At 67.5% G+C, this 21962-nt stretch carries 17 protein-coding genes and 1 pseudogene; 6 read left to right on the plus strand and 12 right to left on the minus strand.

Annotated features, from left to right (window positions below; translation table 11 throughout):
* Window positions 1-120: 120 nt before the first annotated feature.
* On the minus strand, window positions 121-1158 hold the full coding sequence (locus tag AC5RWD_RS12445; protein ID WP_494020290.1) for an ABC transporter ATP-binding protein: 1038 nt from the start codon (window positions 1156-1158) through the stop codon (window positions 121-123).
* Complete coding sequence (locus AC5RWD_RS12450; RefSeq protein ID WP_494020291.1) at window positions 1155-2312, minus strand: LolA family protein; 1158 nt, start codon at window positions 2310-2312, stop codon at window positions 1155-1157. Before AC5RWD_RS12450 ends, AC5RWD_RS12445 begins: the two co-directional genes overlap by 4 nt.
* A 153-nt stretch (window positions 2313-2465) precedes the next feature.
* Here AC5RWD_RS12450 and AC5RWD_RS12455 point away from each other — a divergent pair, with 153 nt between their 5' ends.
* A complete protein-coding gene (locus tag AC5RWD_RS12455; protein ID WP_494020292.1) occupies window positions 2466-3125 on the plus strand; it encodes a DedA family protein in 660 nt (219 codons plus the stop codon).
* A 25-nt stretch (window positions 3126-3150) separates the two neighbouring features.
* Here AC5RWD_RS12455 and AC5RWD_RS12460 read toward each other — a convergent pair whose 3' ends face one another.
* Window positions 3151-5940, minus strand: coding sequence for a PEP/pyruvate-binding domain-containing protein (locus AC5RWD_RS12460; RefSeq protein WP_494020293.1), 2790 nt, complete (start codon window positions 5938-5940; stop codon window positions 3151-3153).
* A 3-nt stretch (window positions 5941-5943) separates the two neighbouring features.
* The gene (locus AC5RWD_RS12465) at window positions 5944-6981 is read right to left on the minus strand and encodes a universal stress protein (RefSeq protein ID WP_494020294.1); all 1038 of its coding nucleotides are present in this window, start codon (window positions 6979-6981) and stop codon (window positions 5944-5946) included.
* 444 nt (window positions 6982-7425) lie between these two features.
* Between AC5RWD_RS12465 and AC5RWD_RS12470 the strand changes: the two genes are divergently transcribed.
* Window positions 7426-8055, plus strand: coding sequence for an FAD-dependent monooxygenase (locus AC5RWD_RS12470; protein ID WP_494020308.1), 630 nt, complete (start codon window positions 7426-7428; stop codon window positions 8053-8055).
* A 24-nt stretch (window positions 8056-8079) separates the two neighbouring features.
* On the opposite strand, the gene AC5RWD_RS12475 is transcribed toward AC5RWD_RS12470, so the two are convergent.
* Window positions 8080-8688, minus strand: coding sequence for a copper resistance CopC family protein (locus tag AC5RWD_RS12475; protein ID WP_494020295.1), 609 nt, complete (start codon window positions 8686-8688; stop codon window positions 8080-8082).
* Between the two features lie 113 nt (window positions 8689-8801).
* Between AC5RWD_RS12475 and AC5RWD_RS12480 the strand changes: the two genes are divergently transcribed.
* Both AC5RWD_RS12480 and hutG read left to right on the plus strand, forming a co-directional pair.
* On the plus strand, window positions 8802-10241 hold the full coding sequence (locus AC5RWD_RS12480) for an NCS2 family permease (RefSeq protein WP_494020296.1): 1440 nt from the start codon (window positions 8802-8804) through the stop codon (window positions 10239-10241).
* A gap of 96 nt (window positions 10242-10337) precedes the next feature.
* Window positions 10338-11324, plus strand: coding sequence for a formimidoylglutamase (hutG, locus tag AC5RWD_RS12485; protein ID WP_494020297.1), 987 nt, complete (start codon window positions 10338-10340; stop codon window positions 11322-11324).
* Window positions 11325-11352: 28 nt separating this feature from the next.
* Here the strand turns inward: hutG and AC5RWD_RS12490 are convergent, their stop codons facing one another.
* Together AC5RWD_RS12490 and AC5RWD_RS12495 are read right to left on the minus strand one after the other, a co-directional pair.
* Entirely contained in the window at window positions 11353-13572 is a 2220-nt protein-coding gene (locus AC5RWD_RS12490; RefSeq protein WP_494020298.1) for a transglycosylase domain-containing protein, read from the minus strand.
* A gap of 74 nt (window positions 13573-13646) precedes the next feature.
* Window positions 13647-14951 carry a cation:proton antiporter gene (locus AC5RWD_RS12495; RefSeq protein WP_494020299.1) on the minus strand — a complete coding sequence of 435 codons (1305 nt, stop codon included), beginning with the start codon at window positions 14949-14951 and terminating at the stop codon, window positions 13647-13649.
* A gap of 202 nt (window positions 14952-15153) precedes the next feature.
* On the opposite strand from AC5RWD_RS12495, the gene AC5RWD_RS12500 reads away from it, so the two are divergent.
* Window positions 15154-15414, plus strand: coding sequence for a hypothetical protein (locus tag AC5RWD_RS12500; RefSeq protein ID WP_494020300.1), 261 nt, complete (start codon window positions 15154-15156; stop codon window positions 15412-15414).
* Between the two features lie 110 nt (window positions 15415-15524).
* On the opposite strand, the gene AC5RWD_RS12505 is transcribed toward AC5RWD_RS12500, so the two are convergent.
* The 4 genes from AC5RWD_RS12505 to AC5RWD_RS12520 all read right to left on the minus strand — a co-directional run bounded on the left by AC5RWD_RS12505 (window position 15525) and on the right by AC5RWD_RS12520 (window position 20372).
* On the minus strand, window positions 15525-15761 hold the full coding sequence (locus AC5RWD_RS12505; protein WP_494020309.1) for a hypothetical protein: 237 nt from the start codon (window positions 15759-15761) through the stop codon (window positions 15525-15527).
* A 165-nt stretch (window positions 15762-15926) separates the two neighbouring features.
* Window positions 15927-17519, minus strand: coding sequence for a histidine ammonia-lyase (gene hutH / locus AC5RWD_RS12510; RefSeq protein ID WP_494020301.1), 1593 nt, complete (start codon window positions 17517-17519; stop codon window positions 15927-15929).
* Window positions 17520-17590: 71 nt separating this feature from the next.
* Window positions 17591-19288, minus strand: a complete 1698-nt coding sequence (gene hutU / locus AC5RWD_RS12515) for a urocanate hydratase (protein WP_494020302.1) — start codon at window positions 19286-19288, stop codon at window positions 17591-17593.
* A gap of 259 nt (window positions 19289-19547) precedes the next feature.
* Window positions 19548-20372 carry an IclR family transcriptional regulator gene (locus AC5RWD_RS12520; RefSeq protein ID WP_494020303.1) on the minus strand — a complete coding sequence of 275 codons (825 nt, stop codon included), beginning with the start codon at window positions 20370-20372 and terminating at the stop codon, window positions 19548-19550.
* Window positions 20373-20583: 211 nt separating this feature from the next.
* On the opposite strand from AC5RWD_RS12520, the gene AC5RWD_RS12525 reads away from it, so the two are divergent.
* Entirely contained in the window at window positions 20584-21501 is a 918-nt protein-coding gene (locus tag AC5RWD_RS12525) for an SDR family oxidoreductase (protein WP_494020304.1), read from the plus strand.
* A gap of 104 nt (window positions 21502-21605) precedes the next feature.
* On the opposite strand, the pseudogene AC5RWD_RS12530 reads toward AC5RWD_RS12525, so the two are convergent.
* Window positions 21606-21962 (minus strand): annotated as a pseudogene (locus AC5RWD_RS12530) (HNH endonuclease signature motif containing protein); the annotation flags it as partial.

Raw genomic sequence — 21962 nt, forward strand, 5'->3', positions numbered from 1 at the left:
TCCGATGCCGGCCCGTACGGGTCCAGCCCGCGCGGGTCAGGTTCCTGCACCGCCGGTTCGTGCGCTGCAGGTCGATGCGTTGGCGGCTCATGCGCTTCCGGTTCCTGCACCGGCGGCCGGTCACTGTGCGACATCGAAGCCCTCCCCCGTCAAAGCCACGAAACGGTCCTCCAGGCTGCCGCGCTCCACCGTGAACCCGCGGACACGCACTCCGTCCGCAACGAGGGCAGCCACGATCGTTTCCGGTGCCACGCTTCCGTTCGCGGAGGGCTCACCTGCCGGCGCAGGGTGGTCCGCAGGACCTGGGAAGCCGGTGCCGACAGGCAGGCTCGATGTTATGACGGCGTCCGCGCCATTGGGATGTCCCACAACCGGGGACAAGCCAAACCGCGTCAAAACGCCCGAGGCCATACCGGCGTCGGGCGTCAGCAGGCGGAGCTGCGCAGTGCCCGCCTGGCGGAGCTCAGCAAGTGGTCCTTGGGCCACCAGCCGGCCGGCGCTCATGATGGCCGCATGCGTGCAGATCTGCTCCACTTCGGCCAGCAGGTGGCTGGACACGAACACGGTGGCACCGTCGGCGGCGAGGGACCGCACCAGGTGCCGGACCTCCCGCGTGCCCTGCGGATCCAGCCCGTTGGTGGGTTCGTCCAGGACCAGCAATTCACGCCTGGCCAGCAGCGCGTTGGCGATTCCCAACCGCTGCTTCATGCCGAGCGAGTAGGCGCGCACCTTCTTCCGGGCCGCATGGGAAAGCCCCACACGTTCCAGCGCTTCAGCCACCCGCGCGCGGCGGGTGGACGGCACGGCATGGCGGTCCGCTGCATCAAGACGGTGCAGATTTGCGGCCCCCGACAGGAACGGATAGAAAGCCGGACCCTCCACCAGCGCACCCACCCGGGGCAGGACCTCATCCAGCTGCCGCGGCATGTCCAGCCCCAGGACCCTGACCTCCCCCGCGGTCGGAGTGGCGAGGCCGAGCATCATCCGGATGGTGGTGGTCTTGCCCGAACCGTTGGGGCCGAGAAAGCCGAAGACAGAGCCCCGGGGGACGGCCAGATCGATGCTGTTGACCGCCATCTGGTGGCCGAACCGCTTGCTCAGCCCCTTGGTTTCTATGGCGTCAGTTGCGGAAGCCGGACCGCGGCCAGCGGCTGTCACCTCGCAGCTGCGGCGGCCTGGAGCCGCTCCAGGGGCACGGAACCAACGAACGTCCGGCCGTCGTCGGTCAGCAGGACATTGACCAGTGAAGTGGAGATGGCCCGGCCGCCCTCTACGGTCATGGTCGCCTGGCGAAGCAGGGGATCATTGAGGAGCCTGTCGACCGATTGCCTTCCAGACTCAGGGGACTGCTTTCCAGACTCAGGGGACGGGGCGGAAGCGGATGGGGCCGGGATGCCGACGATCCGTTCCCAGCCGGAGCCGGTCACCGTCGGCCGGTGCCCGCGCGGATCCCTGTTGGCTGATTCCTTCTTGGCCGGATCCTTCTGGGCGCGGTCCTTCATGCCGCTGGGCTTTGCCGGCACCGCAAGTTCCTTCACCGAGGCACCCGGCGGCGGCGAGAAATTGAACAGGCCCGCGTCGGGAGCCTCGAGCGTCAGGCTGGAGAACGCAGTACGGAACGCAGGCTCCTGCTGCCCGCGCGCCCGCACTTCCACGCTCAGCGGCATGCCGTTCTCACCATCCACGGCCACAGCCACAGAGCCCACCAGGGTCAGATCCGACCGCGGCGTGAGGACCAGATTGTAGGCCGTCCTGCCTGCCACCTCGATGTCCCCCGCCACCGCCACTTCGGTGCTGCCGTCCAGCTTGTCAAGCATCTTGGCGGCCAGTTCCTCCGGCGTTGCCACACCGGCCGGCATGTCATGGCTGCGGGATTCCTTCGACGCAGCTGCGGGGAGTGTGACATGCGTGGCGGTGTTGTCCTTGGAGTTGTACAGCCACAGTTCGTTGCCCTGCCGGACGGCGTCGCGCTCGGCCATCCGGTCCATCACCTGTATGCGGACCTTGCCTGGTCCGTCGACGTAGACCCGGGCGCTGTGCGGCCCGGTCAGCAGTTCGGCGAGGGAACCCGTGCCTGCGCCCGAGGTGGGCCCTACCTGGGGGACATCGGGCAGGCCAAGTTCGGAGGACTGCTCCACCGTGCCGGAGAAGGACTTGGTCTGGTGTTGTCCGATCATCGCCAGCACCTGTGCCGGTGTCTTCTCTGGCAACGGGTCCCGGGCACTCGCGGGCAGGGACCCCGCCAGGATTCCGGCAGCAATAACAGCAGGTACCGCCACGGCGGGCGTCCACCGTAGCCAGGTCGCAGTCATGTCAACTCCGCTCCGACGTCGCAGGTCATATCATCAGGGTACGCCTCGGCCTCCCTTGTGGCAGCCCCCGGCCGGGCTGTCGGCTTTCCCTGCACCGACTGTTGGGCCAGACTGGGTGGGACGCCGTCTTCCAGCTTCCAGGAGCCTTCGCCAATGCGCATCCCCGGTGCCACATCCAGTCCCGCCGATGAACTGACAGGCATCGTGGGCTTCGCCGCCCAGGCGATCGATTCGCTCGGGGAATGGGGTGTGGGCCTCTTTACCTTTCTCGAGACGGTGTTCCCGCCGATTCCCAGCGAAGTGATTCTCCCGCTTGCCGGGTTCCTGGCCCGGCAGGGGTCCCTCAATCTGGCCTTCGTCGTGGTGACCAGCACGCTGGGGGCGTATCTGGGCGCCCTTGCGCTGTATTTCCTTGGCGCGAAGGTGGGGCTGGAGCGTTCGATCCGCTGGCTGTCCAAGCTGCCACTGATGGACCGGGAGGACTTCGAACGCGCAGACGACTGGTTCCGCCGCCACGGCCGATCGGCGATTTTCTTCGGCCGGCTGCTGCCCGGCGTGCGCAGCCTCATTTCGTTGCCGGCGGGCGCCGAAAGGATGCACCTGGCCACCTTCAGCATTTTCACCATTGCCGGCAGCGCCCTCTGGAACGGTGCGCTGATCGGCTTCGGCGTGCTGCTGGGCCGGCAGCACGCGATGGTGGAGCAGTACTCCCGCTACCTCAACTACGCCGTGTACGCCGCCCTGGCCATTTTCGTGGTCTGGCTCGTGGTCCGGCACATCCGGCGCAGGAAGCCTGTACAGGACCGGCAGTAGCGGCCGCCGCGGGCAGCCCAACCCCTTAGGGGCCGGGCACCACGGTGCCAGCGCCGCCGTCGACCGTCACTTCCTGGCCGGTCCTGAGCAGCGAGGTGGCGTCGGCGACGCCCACCACCGCAGGGATGCCGTATTCCCGGGCGACCACCGCGCCGTGGGAATTGGGGCCGCCCATCTCCATGACCAGGCCGCCCGCCGTGAGGAACAGCGGGGTCCAGCCCGGATCGGTGGACGGCGCCACGAGGATCTCCCCCGGTTCAAGGTGGGCGCCCACGGGGTCGAGGATGACGCGGGCAGGTGCTGTCACCGTCCCCGCCGACGCCGGGCTCCCGGACAGCGCCCCGGCATCCGCGGTTCCGACGGCGGTAAGCAGCGTTTCGGGTTCTGTTCCGTCCGAGAGCAGCATCCGCGGAATGTGGCGCCGCTCCAGTTCCAGGTAATAGGCCCCCTGCCGCTGCGCCACGAGATCCTGCATGTCTGTACCGTCCAGCGCCTGGTTCGCTTCGGCAAAGTCCAGGAAGAAGATGTCCTCTGCCCGGGCGAGCCGTTTCTGTTCCGCCAGCACGGCGCCGACTTCGGCCAGCTGCTTCCGGACCTCCGCCAGCGCCAGGACGATCTGGAACTTGGGGAGTTCCCGCAGTCCGGCGAAGAGCCTCGCCCGCCGCAGCGCCGCCCGGACGGCCACGGCGCGGAGGCGTCCCCTCGTACGTGCCTCGGCCACCAGCCGCTCGATTTGTGCTTCCGCTTCGGCCGCCGCCTTGCTGAACTGGCGGTCCGGGGCGCGTTCCGGGTCCTCCAGCCGGAGGTAGTTGGCGAGGACACCGAGGATATGGGTGGGATCGTCCCGCCAGCGGGGCATGCCGACGTCGATCTCGGCGACAGCCCGGTGTCCGTACCGGGCCAGGAATGCTGCCAGGCCTGCTTGGGCTGCGGCCGGCAGGCCGCCCGTGGCGAAGCGCTGGGCCAGCACCGTGGGGGGATGCCCGGTGAGCACGGCCAGCGATTCGGCGTCGGATTTGAGCGCCGTCGCCACCCGCCACAGCTCGAGGTCCATCTCGGTTGTCACGTTGTTGGGCAGGCCGCGGAGCACGGGCTGGAGGTCGATGTTTCGATTCGACCCGCTGATATCCTTGCCGCCGCTGTCCTCCCCGGCGCTCTCCCCGCCAGCACCAAAAAGTTTGCCGGCGCCAAGGAGTTTCCCCGCGAGCCCGAGCATGGCGAAGCCCAGGCCGGCCAGCGGAAGCAGGGCCGGAAGGGTGGGGAAGAGCCGCGAGAGGATGCCCTCGGCGTGGTCAAGCCGCGCGCGCGGGGAAGCACCCCGGGGCAGTTCCAGCGTCGCGTTGAACTCCGTGGTGAAGCGGTTCAGGCGTTTGAGGGCCGCCTCGGGACGGACCAGCGCCCGGATTGCTGCTTCCGGCACTCGGGCACGGGCGGCGATGGGGACCACGTGCCTGAGGAGGTCCCAGGGCGTGCGTCGGGTGATGGAGAGGCGGGGGTTGTCGAACACGCTGCGCAGGACTTTGGCGGAGCGTGCCTCCATGATGTCGAAGACTTTCGGGATGATCCGGCGGCCCACGGTGCTGCGCGCGGCGGCGGTCAGGTCGATGAAGATGCGCTGCCCGGCTTCGGTGTAGGGCGGGGGCCCGCCGCGGGGGTCCGGAACATCAAAGCCGGCGGCGGCAGCAACCGATGAGCCAATGCGCCGGAGGGCGGCAAGCCCCATCGGAGTCAGCGGCCGGGTGAGGCCCTGGGCCAGGCTGAAGCACAGGTAGACACGCAACTCCTCCCCCGGGCTGCGCCGTTCCGGGGCCTTCTCCGGCACCGGGTAAAGCGTGGTGATGGGCCGGGACTGGGTCAGCCAGACGTTACCGGCGCCGTCGAGCGCCCACTCCGTGTCCTGCGGGGCGCCGTAGTGGGCTTCGGCCTTACTCCCCAGCGCTGCGAGTTCCCGGATCTGCACGTCGGTCAGGCACGGCTGGTTCTGTGCTATCTGGCCTGTGCTCGCGTTCTGGTCAGCGTGGGCGCCCTGGTCCGTGCCCTGCTTTACGTAGTCGGTTCCTCCTCCGGGCAGCGGCCGGACCGCCGTCCTTTTGTCCCCCAACCGGCGCTGCAGGATGGCGCCGGAGGCGGTGTCCACAACGAAGTGGTCCGGATTGACGGCGCCCGACACCACCGCTTCGCCGAGCCCGGGGCTGGCGTCGATCACAGCCTCGCGGCGCCTGCCGGTGACCGGGTTCGCGGTGAACATCACCCCCGCGGCCTCGGCATTCACCATGCGTTGGACCACGACGGCGAGGGCCACCGTGGCGGGGTCGATGTTCCGGCTGGCGCGGTACGCCACGGCCCGGTCAGTCCACAGCGAGGCCCAGCACTTCCGGACGGCGTCCAGCAGTGCCACGGCGTCTATGACGTTCAGGTAGGTGTCCTGCTGGCCGGCAAAGCTGGCGAAGGGAAGGTCCTCGGCCGTGGCCGAGGACCGCACCGCGACGGGAACGCCGTCCAGCGCCCTGTAGGCGGTGAGTATCTCCCCGGCGATCGCCGTCGGCAGTTCTGCCGAGGTAATCAGGCTGCGGGCCCTGCCGGCCAGACGCGAAAGGGCTTCGAGGTCATCGGCGGGGGTGTCCTGGAGGGCGCTGTGCACTTCTGCGAGCCCCAGCGGCTCCACGGCCCTGACGTAGGCATCGGTGGTCAGGCAGAACCCGTCCGGCACCGGGAGGCCGGCCGCGAGTAACTCGCCGAGGTTGGCGGCCTTGCCGCCAACCTGCGGCAGCATGGAGGCGCTGAGGTCCGCGAGGCCGAGCACCAGCCCGTTCATGCGCTACGAGGCGCCGAGCATCGGTCCGAAGCTGGCGCGGTCGGCGAGCCTCGGGTCTTCCCTGTCCGGGACCACCATCACGGGGCTCTTGGCATGGTGCAGGACGCCGTCCGACGTCGACCCCAGGAGCATGCCGGTAAAGCCGCCGCGGCCACGGGTTCCCACGACTATCAGCTCAACGTGCCGGCTGGCCTCCACCAGCACATCCACGGGCGAGCCGTCCAGCAGGCGGGTCTCGATGGCCAGCCGCGGGAAGTGGCTCTGCAGCCAGGCCACCCCGGCCTTCAGCTGGACCTGGATATCGGCGAAAAGCGCTTCCCGGTCCAGCGGGGCCGGAACCCAGGCAAGGGATCCGCTGTACTGCGGCACGGCGCAGATCACGCGCAGCGGCGCACCCAGGCGTTCGGCCTGCTCCGCCGCTTCCAGCACCGCCACGCGGGCCTGCTCGGACCCGTCCACTCCTACGACCACGACCTGCTCCACGGGTCCGTGGCCGGCCTTGGCCTGCTCGGCCCGGATGTGTTTGTCCTGCGTGGTCTCGCCCAGACGGTCGGAGCAGATCAGCGGAACCGTGACGGTGGGGCATTTGGCGTGGGCCGGGAGCGCGCTGCTCACGGAGCCGAGGAGGCGCCCTACGAAGCCGCCCCGCCCCCGCGTTCCGAAGACCAGCAGTTCGGCGGATTCGGACAGGTCCAGCAGCACGCCGGAAGCGTCCCCGTTCTCGACCGAGGCGCTGACGTTGATGTTGTAGCCGGCCACCTTGTCCGCTGCATGCTGCAGGATGGCCTCGGCGCCCTCGCGGATCACCGAGTCGTCCACGGTGGCATACCCGCCGTCGAGTCCGGATGCGGCAAAGATGGGCACCGAGTAGGCGGTGACAATGTGGAGGGGGCGACGGCGGCGTTCGGCTTCACGGGCTGCCCAGACGAGAGCGCACTGGCCGTGGTCCGAACCATCGACGCCGACCACGATTCCCTCGGGTCTCGCGCGCCGGGCACCGCCATCCCGCGCCGGGTCGGGATGCAATTCGTGTGCGTCCATTCGGTCCGCCTCCTCGCGATACTGCCTGATGATGCGGCTATTCTGCCAGAAGCAGCCCGTCTAGCCGTCACCGGCAGGCCGTCCGGTTCCCGGTTACGTACAGCCTGCCTTTAAGTCCAACTATTCTCGGTCGGCGACCTCTTAGCAAGCAGGCCCCATGGGCCTCCGAGGGTCCTTCGAAGGGCTTTATTCCGCCCCTTCCAGGGGCTCCGCCGGCACTGCCCGGGGCACTCCGGTGACGCCGTGCGAAGCCCGGCAAACCAATGTTTCCGGAGGGGTATCCAGCGCCCCGAAAATTCTGTAATGTCGAGGCACCATCGATCCGGATTGTGCCCCACGGCACAGCCGGAGATGTCTTGTGTCTGCTTGCTGGGGCAGTGGACGGTGCACGGCGATGATGCCCTGCGCTTCGAAATTCTCGAGGAGGAAGTTGTAGTGTCACGCATGCCTGGTCTCAGCGGCACAGAACGGACCACCACTGTGGTCATCGGCACCGGACTTCCCGGTTTGGCCATCGCCACGGAACTCCGGCGCCGGGGAGTTGATTCGATCATCGTCAGCCGGCTTGAATCCCCCGGCGGCCAGTCGTTCCAGAAATCCGGGCACCAGCGGTGCGACGAGGCCGAGGCAGCGTCGCTTCAGGAGCGGAACGAAATCCTCCGGCACCTGCGCAACTACGCGACAAGCCACCAGCTGGACATCCGCAGCGACACGTCCGCCGTGCTGCTCGACAAGATGGGGCCGGGCGCAGAAGCCTCACTGCACCGCTGGGCCGTGCATACCCCGGACGGAGTGCTGCTGGCTGACCACATTGTGCTCACGCGCTGCGCCCACAGCCAGTTGCGGCGCATGCTCACGGACCTCGGCATCTCCATTGGCACCAACCTCGTCGCAGCCATGCGGGCCATCGGCATCTACTTGGTGGGTGTGGGTGAACTCATCACGCCAACGCCTAAGGAAGTACTGCGCCAGGCCAAGGTGGTGGGCCAGGCCATCTCGGCGAAGGTCTACCCGGACAGTGTGCCGTCGGTGCTGACCGGAAGTTTCCCGGCGCTGCCCCCCGCAACCATCTGAATCGGGCGTCCGGGACCAGGTCTGTTAAACCGCGCCTCCGCCTGAGCCGGCACCGTCATTGCCGTCGTCGCCCACACCGAGCCTCCGGCGTGCCAGCACACCGAGGGTAACGAGCAGGCCGAGAGCCACGGCGGCAAACACCACGATGCTCCACGGGAAAGGCTCCGAGGAATCCGGAGCTGCTCCGGTGGCCTGCGTGGCGCCCGGCTGCGGCGTGCCGACGGTCTGGACCGGCGCCGACGTTGCGCCCGCCGCCGCTGCCGTGGCGGTGAAGCCGAAGGTGCCCTCGATCGGATGGGAATCCGAGCTCACCACGCGCCACACCACCGTGTACTTCCCGGCGGGTGCGCCTTCCCGCAGCTTCTGCGAGGCGACGTTGTCCACGATCTCCACCTTGCCCTCGGCCCAGTCTGTTCCGGCGGCATCGGTCACCTTGACCTGCGAGCCGAGCCCCAGCGGGGTGTTGTTGAAGGTGATCGAGACCTTGGCGGGAGCTGTTGCCACCGTGGCGCCGTCGGCCGGGCTGCTGGATTCGGCGGCGTCGTGCGCGGAAGCGGGTCCGGCCGCAAGGAGCAGGGCGACGAGCGCGAGCGCGCCAAGGAGGGCGGACAGCAGCTGGCGGGTGAAACGCATGGGCGGACTACTCCTAGTGTTGACTTCCTTACAGACTAGGCGAATTTGCTGGGTAGGCCCCCGGCAACCTACTAGGATTCAACTAACCCCCACGCTCTCTCACCGGAGGACTAATGCTCAAGCAGGGCTCTGCACTGGACCGGTACTTCAAAATTTCCGAACGGGGGTCCAACCTCTCACGCGAGATCCGGGGCGGTTTTGCCACCTTCTTTGCCATGAGCTACATCGTGGTGCTGAACCCCCTGATCCTGTCCGTTGCGGACTCCTCCGGCGCCACGCTCGGTTTCCAGGCGGTTGCTGCCGTCACCGCCTTTGTTGCCGGCATCCTGACCATCCTCATGGGCGCGTGGGCCAAGCACCCCTTCGCCATGGCCACCGGCCTGGGAGTCAACGCCTTCGTGGCCGTCACAGTGGCCACCAACCCGGGCCTGACCTGGCCGGACATGATGGGGCTGGTGGTCCTCTCCGGCGTCACCATGATGATCCTGGTCCTGACCGGGTTCCGGACCGCCGTGTTCCGTGCCGTTCCGGACGGACTGAAGACCGCGATCGTGGTGGGCATCGGCCTCTTCATCGCACTCATCGGCCTGGTCAACGCGGGCTTCGTCCGGCGCGTTCCGGATGCGGCCGGGACCACCGTACCGGTTGGCCTCGGCTTTGACGGCAAGCTCCTGGGCTGGCCCACTCTGGTGTTCGTGTTCGGCCTCATCCTGACCATCGCCCTGCTGGTACGCAACGTCAGGGGTGCCATCCTTGTCGGCATCGTCGCCTCCACCATCCTGGCGGTCATCCTCGAATTCACGTTCCACATCGGGCCCAGCTTCGACGGCAAGAACTTCAACCCGCAGGGCTGGTCCCTGGTTGCCCCCAAGTTCACCGAATGGGCCGCTCCCGACCTCTCGCTGATCGGCAAGGCAAACCCGATCGGCGCCTTCAGCCATCTGGGCGTGGTGGCCGCAGCGCTGCTCGCGTTCGTCATCCTGCTCAGCATCTTTTTCGACGCGATGGGCACCATGGTGGGCCTGGCCAACGAGGCAGGCACCGTGGACAAGGACGGCAACATCCCCAACGTTGACCGCGTCCTGCAGGTCGATGCCCTCGGCGCCATCGTCGGCGGCGGCGCATCCGTCTCCTCCAACCAGATCTACGTCGAGTCCGGTGCGGGCATCGGCGAAGGTGCGCGGACCGGCCTGGCCTCGATCGTGACCGGCCTGCTGTTCCTGGTGGCCATGTTCTTCACCCCGCTGATCAACCTCGTGCCGTTCGAGGCCGTGGCCCCCGCCCTGGTGGTGGTCGGCTTCATGATGGTGGCCCAAATCAGCAAGATCCACTGGCAGGACTGGGGCATCGCCCTGCCCGCCTTCCTCACGTTCACGCTGATGCCGTTCACCTACTCGATCGCCAACGGCCTGGGCGCCGGTTTCATCTCCTACGTCCTCATCCGCACCTTCCAGGGCCGCACCCGCGAGGTGCACCCGCTGATGTGGGCCGTCGCGGCCGCCTTCGTCCTGTTCTTCGCCATCGGCCCGATTGAGCAGGCGCTGGGCATGTAGTTCCGGCAGTTACCTCCGAGTCCGGGTTCCGGTATTTCAGACATGACGACGGCGGCGCTGCTGGCTTTCGCTGTGTCCGTGCGGTGAGCTTGAAGCATGGATTTTTCCGCGCTCTCCGTTGACGTTCAACCCCGCCCCTGGACTGGCCGCTACGACGGCGACGGCGATGCCCACCGCCGGTGGTGGCAGGCCGTAACGCCTGCCACCGACAGCACTGCCGTGCGAACCACTGCACAGCGCACCTCTGCACAGCGCACCTCCACGCAGCGCCCCGCCGTCATCCTCGGCTTCTGCAGCGACGAGGGCGTGCGCCGGAACAAGGGCAGGACGGGAGCCGCGGCAGCCCCGGCGGCCATCCGCAGTGCGCTGGGCCCCCTCGCCTACCACTCGGAGCGCCCGGTCGCCGACGCCGGCGACGTGACGGTCCGCGACGGCGAACTGGAGGCCGGCCAGGCCCGCGCGGGACTCGCCGTTGCGGCACTGCTCGACGCCGGCCGCCTCACACTGATGCTGGGCGGCGGCCACGAAACCGCCTACGCCAGCTACCTCGGCGTGGCAGGGTCCCGGGCGGTCCGCGACGGCCAGCGACTGGGCGTGCTCAACCTTGATGCCCACTTCGACCTCCGGGACGAGGCAGCACCCAGCTCGGGTACCCCGTTCCTCCAGATGGCCCGCGCGGAAGCGGCCGCCGGGCGCGAACTGAAGTACGCCGTCGTCGGAATTTCGGAACCCAACAACACGCGCGCCCTGTTCAGCACCGCCGGCGAACTGGGGGTGAAATACCTGCTCGACGAGGACTGCACCGCCGCGGCAGCCGAGGCGTTCGTGGCGGACTTCCTCAGCGGGATCGACGTCCTGTACCTGACCATCGATCTGGACGTCCTGCCGGCCGCGGTGGCCCCGGGGGTCAGCGCCCCGGCGGCATATGGTGTTCCGCTGCCGGTGATCAGCGCAGTCTGCCGCCAGGTGGTGGCCAGCGGCAAGCTGCTGCACGCGGACGTGGCCGAGCTGAACCCGGCCTTCGACATCGACAACCGGACGGCCCGGGTCGCCGCGCGGCTGGTCAGCATCCTGCTGGACTGAGCGTTGGCCCCGGGGCTTATCCGGGCGCCTAGTCCTTGGGCTTGGGCTTGGCCGTGGGCTTCGGGGCAGGCCGGGCCGGCGCTTTGGGCTTCGCTACGGGCTTGCTGACGATCGACGCCGGCGGCTTGGGGAAAGCGGCGGCCGGATAGAGCCGCGCCACCTGGAGCATGTAGTTCGCCCACTGCGGGCCCGCGACCATGTAGCCGTCAATGCGGTCGTAGTGCTTGCCGTTGACGGTGATGTTCCGGCCCGGACGCTGCTGGCCCTCGAGGGCGTCCCCGAAGAACGAGGCCGTGGCCAGGCCGGTGGTGTAGCCCAGCACCCAGGTGGCACCGTTGCTGTTGTTGGTGCCCGTTTTGGCCGCCACCGGCACGCTCTTCTGCACCTTGGGGTTGATGTAGATTCCGGAGCCCTTGTTGAGCATGTCCTGCAGGGCCTTGTTGACCCCGCGGACCACGTTCTTGTCCACGGTTTCGCTGCACTCCTGAACCTCCGCCGGAAGCTTCTTGCCCGCCATGTCCGCCACCCCGGCCAGGGCCAGCGGCACGCAGTACCGGCCGTCGGCGGCGAAGGTGGCAAAGGCGTTGGCCATGGTCAGCGGGGCAACGCCTGTGCCGCCCAGCAGGTTGCCCAGCTGGTGCATGTTGACCGGCGTCCCGTCCAGCCCGCTGCGGAGCCCGACGGCGTTGACCATGTTCTGGATTCCGCAGAAGTCCAGCTGCGCGGCCTCCGCAAAGGTTGCCGTGTTGATGGAGTTGTAGAGCCCGTAGTCGGCCGGCATTTTGCGGTAGTAGCCCTCGGAGGCATTCTGCAGGTCGTCGGCCGTTTCAAGTCCTGCCCTGCGCTGCTTGGTGCTGTAGCCGCCGGCCACCTTGCCGCAGGAGGACCGCCAGCGGAAGCCCAGCGGGTATTCGCGCTTGGAGGCGTCCACCACCGTGGTCATGGTCTTGCCCTGGTGCAGCCACTCGGCGAAGGTGAAGGGCTTCATGGTGGATCCGGGCTGGAACCCGCCGGCGCCGTTGAGGTCGTTGCCGTTGGGGTCCTTGGCGTCCACGTTGAAGTTGAGCTGGGTATCGAACTTGCCGGGCTGGGGCAGGTACACCGTGTTCTGCGCCATCGCCAGGACCCGGCCGGTGCCCGGCTGGACGGTGACCAGCGAAGCGCCCCATCTGTCCGGATTGGCACCGGCGGTGGCGTTCACCTGCGCCTGTGCCTTGGCCTGCAGCCGGCTGTCCAGCGTGGTGGTGATGGTCAGGCCTCCGCGGAAAAGCCGCTTTTCGCGGGCCTCCGTGTCGGCGCCGTAGGCCGGGTTGTTGAGGAAGAGCCGGGTCACGTAGTCGCAGAAGTACGGGGCCATGGCGGCGGCGGCGCACCCCTGCCGCGAAGGCCGGACCTTCAGGCCGACCCCTGAGGCAACAGCGGCGTCATGCTGCTTCTTGGTGATCATCTTCTGGGTGAGCATTTCGCCGAGGACCTGGTTGCGGCGCTTGAGGGAGTTCTTCGGGTTGGCCACGGGATCGTAGAAGCTGGGGCTGTTCACCAGTCCCGCGAGCAGGGCCGACTGGGGCAGGTTCAGCTTGCTGGCCGGAACGCTGAAGAAGTACTGGGCCGCAGCCTCAATGCCGTAGGCGCTGCGGTTGAAGAAGACGATGTTGAGGTAGCCCTCGAGGATCTGGTCCTTGGTGAATTTCTTCTCCAACGCCATGGCGAGCCGCATCTCGCGCAGCTTGTCCCCCATGGTCTTCTGTCCGCTGAGCACCACCTGGTCCTCACGGCCTTCTGAAATCAGGGACTCGTTCACGATATTGGTGACGTACTGCTGGGTGAGGGTTGAGGCGCCCTGCCGGTCCCCGCGGGTCAGGTTGCTGGTCAGCGCGCGGAGGACGCCCTGCGTATCGACGCCGCTGTGCTCATAGAAGCGGCTGTCCTCGATGGCGACGACGGCCTTCCGGATAAACGGGGACATCTGATTCAGCGGGACCCGGACCCGGTTCTCTGAGTAGAAAGTAGCGATCAGCTTGCCGTCCGCCGTCAGCATGCGGGTGGTCTGCGACGGCGCAGGCACGGCCAGTTCGGTGGGCAGGCTGTTGAAGTAGGAAATCGATTTGCTGACCGAGGTGCCGGCGAGGGCGGCCGCGGGCACCAGGAAGCTGGCCACGAGAACCCCGCAGAGGCAGCTGACAAGCACGAACCCCAGCAACTTTGCCAGCGCAAGAGCCAAACGGGATATCAACCTTCTGCCTGCCATGATCCAAGCTCACCACACGATCCGCCGGAACGCAGAATACTCACCGCTCCCGGAGTGATTGGTGATCCGCCGGGTCAGACCGGCGTGTGCGGCGCCTTTCCCTCGTCGCCGAATTTCTCGGCTGCCCTTCGTTCGCGGAGCCGGTCAAGGCGCTTCATGACTGGCGCAGTCGTGGCGCCGTGCAGCACCACGGACATGGCCACGACGAGTCCGATGATGCTCCACAGGTACTCCGTCTGGTCTCCGAAGCCGCCCTGACCCAGGGCGTAGGCCAGATAATACAGTGACCCGATGCCCCGGATGCCGAAGAAGGAAATGGCAATCCGCTCCCGGGGGCCGGTCTTGCCGCGGGCCAGCGCCAGCCAGCCGGACAGCGGACGGACCAGGACCAGGAAGGCCAGGGCCACGCCTACCTCGGCCCACCCGACGCCGGCCAACAGCCCCCGCGCGATCGCCCCGCCCAGGAGCACCAGGATGACCACGGTCATGAGCCGCTCGAGCTGTTCCACGTAGGAGTGAAGAATGCGGTGGTAGCCGTGGGTGCGCTCCTCCGCCCTGATGGTCACGGCACAGACGAACACCGCAATGAAGCCGTAGCCCTCGATCATTTCGGTGACGCCGTAGGCCAGGAAGGTGGCGGCGAGCGCAACGAAGCCTTCGGAGTGGTTGGAGAGCCGGATGCTGTCGTGCCGGGCGGAGAAGAATAGCCGGCCCAGCGCCTTGCCCGTTCCGAAGCCCAGCAGCACCCCCATTCCGATGCGCCACAGGACGTCCACGCCGAACCACTCCGGAAACCAGGCCGACGGCGCGGTCCCCACGAGGCTCATGGCAATGGCAAGGTACACGAAGGGAAAGGCCAGCCCGTCGTTCAGCCCGGCCTCGGAAGTCAGTGCGAACCTGACCTCGTCCTCCTTATCCGTGCCCTCCTCCTCGTCGGCCGGCTCGCCCACCTGCACTTCGGAGGCGAGCACCGGGTCCGTGGGGGCCAGGGCGGCAGCCACGAGGAGCGCGGCGGCGAGCCCCAGTCCCAGCAGCCAGAGTCCGAGGAGCGTCAGGCCAAGCATGCACAGGGGCATGGCAATCCCGAGCATCCGCCAGGTGGTGGCCCAGCTCCGCCGCCCGACCGGACGGTCCAGCGCCAAGCCGGCTCCCATGAGCGAGATGATCACGCAGATCTCGGCCAGGTGCAGCGTCAGCTCGGGGTGACGGACGGGGTTCGGGTCGGGGAGGTTGCGAAGCAGGCCGAAGGCGGCGGCGCCGGCGCCCAGGAACACCATCGGCATGGAGATGGGGGCATTGCGCAGTGCCTTGGGCAGGATGGCGGCAACAAAGACGGCCACGCCCGCCGCGGCAAACAAAATACTGGCACCTTCAAACACGGTCACCTCCTGTGCCGCCGGCCACTTAGACCTGACCAACACTAGCCTCCCGCTTACGCGCCGGGGAGGGTTACGGCGGCGGATCGCCGTGCGTAAACAAACCCAGTCACACGCACTGTCAAATGACAGTCATCTGACCTTTGCGGCAGTTCCCGGTAGAATGGTCTATTGCCCCCCGGCAAGAATCATAGAAAGTCATTACATGAGCACAGCAACCATGGAGCGCCCAACCGCTCCTACGAGCGCGTTTCGCTCAGCGGATGCCAGGTCCATCGACTTGGCGTTCACCAGTGCCGATCAGGTCCACGACGGCCTGGAAAGCGCGGTAGAGACGCTGATCGAAACCGCCGCAAAGGAAGGCACCTGCGGCATCAAGGTTACGCGACTCGAGCCAGGCCGCTACACGGTGGCCCTCGACGAGTCTGTTCCCTTCGGCGAAACACACGAGGACATCGCAGCTTAACACGCGAAAAAGCCCCCGATCCTGGACTCATTCCGGCTAAACGGCCGAATGATCCAAGGTCGGGGGCTTTTTGATTTCTGCTGTGCGTTTTACCGCACGCTACAGCCGGACTACGTCCGGCGCACCTGCACGCCGTCGGACTTCATAAAGAGCTGGGACTCATGCGCTCCCGCGCAGATCAGCCACAACACGTTTCCGCTCCGTGAGATCTCCTCCACCTCGCCAGCCGCAATAACGTGCGCATGCTTGATGATCTCAACCCGCTCGCCCACGTGCAGCGATCCCCAGTCGGAAACCGTTGCTGCATGTGCGATGCGCCTGGACAGGACTGCCCCGCGTGCTTTCATTTGAACTTCTACCCCTTTGTGGATGTTCTTCTTACGCCACAGCATCTTCGATGTGACTTTCCCTACACCTTTAGTTCTACTACAGTCTTCGGCCTGTGCGCGGCGCGTTGCAGAGTATTTCGGCACCGCCGGCAAATGCTTGCCGGCGGTGCCCATTGTTCACCCCTAGGCGAGGATGCCGACGGCGGATTCGGCCGCCGTCCGCACCGCACCCGAGCCGACCAGCCGGTCGGCGGCCTCGAGCTCGGGTGAGAGGAACCGGTCGGTGCCCGGACCGCCGACGACGGTGCGCAGCGTTTCGAGAACGGCAGCCCCGGCAGGTCCCGGTGTCAGCTCGCCGCCGGAAAGCTGGGTGCGCATGTCAATCGCCCGTGCCGAGGTCACGAGTTCGATCGCAAGCACCCGGCGCAGGTTCTCCACGGCCTTCCGGAGCTTGCGGGCGGCATGCCAACCCATGGACACGTGGTCCTCCTGCATGGCGGAGCTCGGGATGGAGTCCACGGACGCGGGAACCGCGAGCCGCTTGTTGTCCGAGACCAGCCCGGCCTGGGTGTACTGGGCAATCATGAGGCCCGAGTCCACGCCCGGATCCGCGGCCAGGAACGCCGGCAGGCCGTGCGAGCGGGCCGGGTCCAGCATGCGGTCCGTGCGCCGTTCTGCGATGGAGCTGAGGTCCGCGACGGCGATGGCCAGGAAGTCGAGCACGTAGGCCACCGGGGCACCGTGGAAGTTGCCGTTGGAACTGACGCGGCCATCGGGCAGGACCACGGGGTTGTCGATGGCGGCCGCCAGTTCGCGGGAGGCCACCAGCTCGGCGTGGTCGACGGTGTCCCGGACGGCGCCGGCAACCTGTGGTGCACAGCGCAGGGAGTAGGCGTCCTGGACGCGGGAATCGCCCACGCGGTGCGAGGCAACGATCGCCGAGTCGGCCAGGACCCGGAGCATGTTGTCGGCACTGGCAGCCTGCCCCGGGTGCGGGCGGAGGGCGGCGTGCAGCTCGGGCAGGAACACCTGGTCCGTGCCGAGCAGCGCCTCGACGCTGAGTGCCGCGGTGATGTCCGCCGTCGTCAGCAGTTGCCGCAGGTCAGCGATGGCCATCAGGAGCATCCCCAGCATGCCCTCGGTGCCGTTGACCAGCGCCAGCCCTTCCTTCTCGGCAAGTGTGACCGGCTCGATGCCGTGTGCGGCGAGCAGCTCGGCAACCGTGCGCTGGCCGGCACCCCCGTAGAGTTCGCCGTCGGGTCCGCTTGCCTCGCCCTCACCCATGAGGACCAAGGCACAGTGGGACAGCGGCGCCAGGTCACCGGAGCAGCCCAGCGAACCGAACTCGCGGACCACAGGGGTGATGCCTGCGTTGAGCACATCGACCATGGTCTGCAGCACCACGGGCCGGACGCCGGTGCGGCCCGATGCCAGTGTCTTGGCGCGCAGGAACATGATGCCGCGGACCACCTCGCGTTCCACGGCCGGGCCCATGCCGGCGGCGTGGCTGCGGATCAGGGATTTCTGCAGTTGGGTGCGCAGCTCGCCGGGGATGTGGCGGTTGGCCAGCGCGCCGAAGCCGGTTGAGATGCCGTACGCGGGGACGTCGCTGTGGGCCAGTTCGTCGATGTGTGCGCGGACTTTGGCAACAGTGTCCAGGACTTCCTGGGAGATGGTCACCTTGGCGTCGTGGCGGGCGACGGCGAGGACGTCCTCGGGCGTGGCACCGCTGGCGCCGAGGGTAACGGTGAGCGGTTCGTGGGTGGTTACAGTCATGGTTCCTACTTCAGTAGTGGAGGTTGCGGCGGTGGTTGAGCCTGTCGAAACCTGGATTTCGACAGGCTCAATCACCGGGACTCGTTCATGGGGATGCGGACGCCGCGTTCCTTGGCAACGTCCACGGCGCGGTCGTAGCCGGCGTCGACATGGCGGATGACGCCCATGCCGGGGTCGTTGGTGAGGAGCCGCTCGAGCTTCTGCGCGGCGAGGTCGGTGCCGTCGGCAACGGAGACCTGGCCGGCGTGGATGGAGCGGCCGATGCCGACCCCGCCGCCGTGGTGGATGGAGACCCAAGTGGCGCCGGAGGCGGTGTTGAGCAGGGCGTTGAGCAGCGGCCAGTCGGCGATAGCGTCCGAGCCGTCGGCCATGGCCTCGGTCTCGCGGTACGGGGACGCGACGGAACCGGAGTCCAGGTGGTCGCGGCCGATCACGATGGGCGCCTTGACCTTGCCTTCCTTGACGAGCTGGTTGAACAGCAGGCCGGCCTTGGCGCGTTCGCCGTAGCCCAGCCAGCAGATACGGGCCGGCAGGCCTTCGAACTCGACGCGCTCGCCGGCGGCGTCGATCCAGCGGTGCAGGTGCTGGTTGTCCGGGAACAGCTCCTTGATGGCCTTATCTGTGACGGCGATGTCCTCGGGGTCACCGGAGAGCGCCACCCAGCGGAACGGGCCCAGGCCTTCGCAGAACAGCGGGCGGATGTAGGCCGGGACGAAGCCGGGGAACTCGAACGCCCGGCTGTAGCCGCCCTTGCGGGCCTCGTCGCGGATGGAGTTGCCGTAGTCGAACACTTCGGCACCGGCGTCCTGGAATTCGACCATGGCCTGGACGTGCTTGGCCATCGAGGCCTGGGCCTTCTTGGTGAAGCCCTCCGGGTCCGCTTCGGCCTCGCGGTGCCACTCCTCCACGGAGATGCCCTCCGGCAGGTAGCTCAGGGGGTCGTGGGCGGAGGTCTGGTCGGTGACGATGTCGATGGTCAGCTCGCCGGCCTGGTGGCGGCGCAGCAGCTCCGGGAAGACCTCTGCGGCGTTGCCCACGTAGCCCACGGACCAGCCGCGGCGTTCCTCCTTGGCCTTGAGGACCTTGGCGATCGCTGCATCGAGGTCCGTCTCCACCTCGTCCAGGTAGCGCTTGCCGGCCCGGCGGCGGAGGCGGGTTTCGTCGACGTCGACAATCAGGCAGGCGCCCTCGTTCAGGGTGACGGCGAGAGGCTGCGCGCCGCCCATTCCGCCGCAGCCGCCGGTCAGGGTCAGGGTGCCGGCGAGCGTGCCGTTCTCGTCCCCGGTGATCTTGCGGGCGATCGCGGCGAAGGTCTCGAACGTGCCCTGCAGGATGCCTTGGGTGCCGATGTAGATCCAGGAGCCGGCCGTCATCTGGCCGTACATCATCAGGCCTTCGGCCTCTAGCCGGCGGAATTCGGGCCACGTGGCCCAGTCCCCGACGAGGTTGGAGTTGGCCAGCAGCACGCGCGGCGCCCATTCGTTGGTGCGGAAGACGCCCACCGGCTTGCCGGACTGGACCAGCAGGGTCTCGTCCTTGTCCATGGTTTCCAGGGTGCGGGTAATGGCGTCGAACGCTGCCCAGGAGCGCACTGCCCGGCCGGTGCCTCCGTAGACCACCAGGTCATCGGGGCGTTCGGCCACCTCGGGGTCGAGGTTGTTCATGAGCATGCGCAGCGGCGCTTCGGTCTGCCAGGACCTTGCGGTGAGCTCGGTGCCCCGGGCAGCTTTGACCGGGCGGGCACCGGTAGTGAAATCGGCGGGTGCCATGGTGGCTCCTTCGTGTTGCTGGTATGTGGTGTACCGCTGTTGCGTGTCGCGGAATTCTTGGTTAGAGCGGAACTGCTTCTGTATCAACTAAAGCCCCTTCTGGGCGGACCAGACAGGGGTTTGCGGCTGGTGCTGTCCGGTATCCCAGACCCAACCAAATAGCGATTCAGTGCGCTCCCAAGGCCCCATAACGCCTGACACTGCCTACCTGGGCGCTTGCCTACTAGGGCGCGTTGGGAGCCCCTTGGGACGGGCAGTGCTACTTCGCCGGGCGGCCGTGGATGCGCACCGAGAGCTCGTCGGCGACCTTCCGGACGCGGGCGGCGAGCACCGGCCACTGGTCCTCCGGCAGTTTGTCCTCCAGGAACGTGACGGCGACTGCCGCCGTCGGCCATCCAAGGTGATCTGTGACAGCGGCGGCGATGGAGCCAAAGCCGGGAGTCACTTCGCCGTGTTCCGTGGCGTAGCCACGCTGCCGCACCTGGTCCAAGTGCGATGACAAAGCCGAGTACTTCATGATGGCGCCCTCCACCTCGTGCCGGGCAGTGAAGGCGGCGGCGTTCGGATAGAGAGCGCGGACCTGTGACTTGGGCAGCGCGGCAAGGATGGCCCGGCCGCTGGCGGTGAGGTGGCTGGGCAGCCGGACGCCGACGTCGGTCACCAGGGATGGCCGGTTCTTGGCGCGCTCCTCCACGATGTAGAGCACATCCCGGCCGTGCAGGACCGCCAGGTGTGCGCTTTCGCCAAGAACATCAACGAGAGAGGCGAGCATGGGCCGGCCCAGCCTGGAGAGCGGCTCCTGCCGCGAGTACGCGGAACTGAGCTCGAAGGCGCTGATGCCGAGGCCGTAGCGCTGCTCCTCGTGCAGGTGCAGGACGAAGCCGTTTGCCTCCATGACGCCCAGGAGGTGGTAGACACTTGAGCGCGGCAGCCCCAGTGCCGTGGCAATGTTCGACGCCGCCATTGGCCCACGCTTGGAAGCCAACAGTTTGAGGATCCGCAGGGTGTTTTCGGCGGCGGGAACTTTCGCTTTGACCGCTGATTCCGGCCGTTTTGCCGCCGTTGCGACCATCGTGCCTGCCATGTGTCCTCCGGGCCTCGTCATTTTGGCTGTCTGTTCGGAACTTCTGTCTTTTCGGGGTTTAGCCGAAGGGTGTCCGGGATCCCGTACTTAAGCTTGCGCCCAGCCCGGGGCTCTGGAGCCCTGTTTAGGGACCACTGCAGTCTGGGATACCGGACATGCCTCCGCCGGCACCATCATCCCCCTTTCCCGCGCATCGATGTAGCGTTTGGCCATGGAGTCTCCGCTAAAGGGCAAGGTAGCTCTGGTCGCCGGGGCCACACGAGGGGCAGGTCGCGGTACGGCCGTGGCCCTCGGCGAGGCCGGGGCGGTGGTCTACTGCACCGGCCGCACCACCAAGGGCCAGACATCCGATTATCGGCGCGCGGAAACCATCGATGAAACGGCAGCCATGGTGAGCGCGGCCGGTGGAACCGGCATCGCAGTGGCCGTGGACCATTTCATCGCCCCGGAGGTGGACGCGCTGGTCCGCCGCGTCGACCACGAGCACGGCCGGCTGGACATCCTGGTGAATGACATTTGGGGCGGTGAAGACCTCATCCAGTGGAACACACCTATTTGGGAACACGACCTTGATGGCGGTCTGCGGATGCTGCACGGCGCCGTCGACACGCACCTGATCACGAGCCATTTCGCGCTGCCGCTGCTCATCCGGCGGCCGGGAGGACTGGTGGTGGAGATGACGGACGGAACGCGGGAGTACAACGCCGCGCATTACCGGCTTTCCGCGTTTTACGACCTCGCCAAGTCCGCTGTCCTGCGGCTCGCCTTCAGCCAGGCCGAGGAGCTGAAACCGTTCGGTTGCACGGCTGTGGCACTGACACCGGGGTGGATGCGCTCGGAAATGATGCTCGAGCACTACGGCGTGACCGAGGCCAATTGGCGCGATGCAGCGGACACGAATCCGCACTTCGCAGCCATTTCCGAAAGCCCGCGCTTTGTGGGCCGGGCAGTCGCGGCCCTGGCCGCCGATTCTGACCTACACCGCCGAACCGGTGGCTCATTTTCCTCCGGCGGGCTGGCGCTGGAGTACGGCTTCACCGACGTCGACGGCTCCCGGCCGGACTGCTGGCGCTATCTGGAGGAGGTCCAGGAAGCCGGACTGCCGGCCGACCCTACCGGCTACCGCTGAGGTGGATGCGGCCGACACGTCTGATTAAGGCTGCCGCGGATCCGGCTGAATGCCCGGGCAGGGCAGGACAGGGCAGCAAAGACACGGCACCTTAGCCGGCGCGCTTAAGCTGCTTCGCGGACTGTCTCCGGAATTGCGTCGGGAGAAACGGCGTCGGGTGAGATGCGCGGCGGTGAGCCGTCGGCGCGACCGTCAGTTGGGTTGGGCAGGCCGGGGTTTTCGGGCAGGCCGGGGTTTTCGAGTAGGCCGGGGTCAAGGCCGTTGAGTATGGCTTGGATTTGTGGTGTCCAGTGGGGTGGTTCCCAGTCGGGTTGTTCGCTGGGATAGTGGCGGCCGGTGGGTGAGGTCCAGCCGGGCGGGTCGTTGGCGGTGGCGGCGGTGGGTGCCCAGGCGGAGCCGTGTTTGAGGCGGTGGTGTTTGGGGCAGGGTTGGCCGAGGTTGCTGATGCCGGTGGGTCCGCC

It is taken from the genome of Arthrobacter sp. CMU6 (assembly GCF_059090205.1).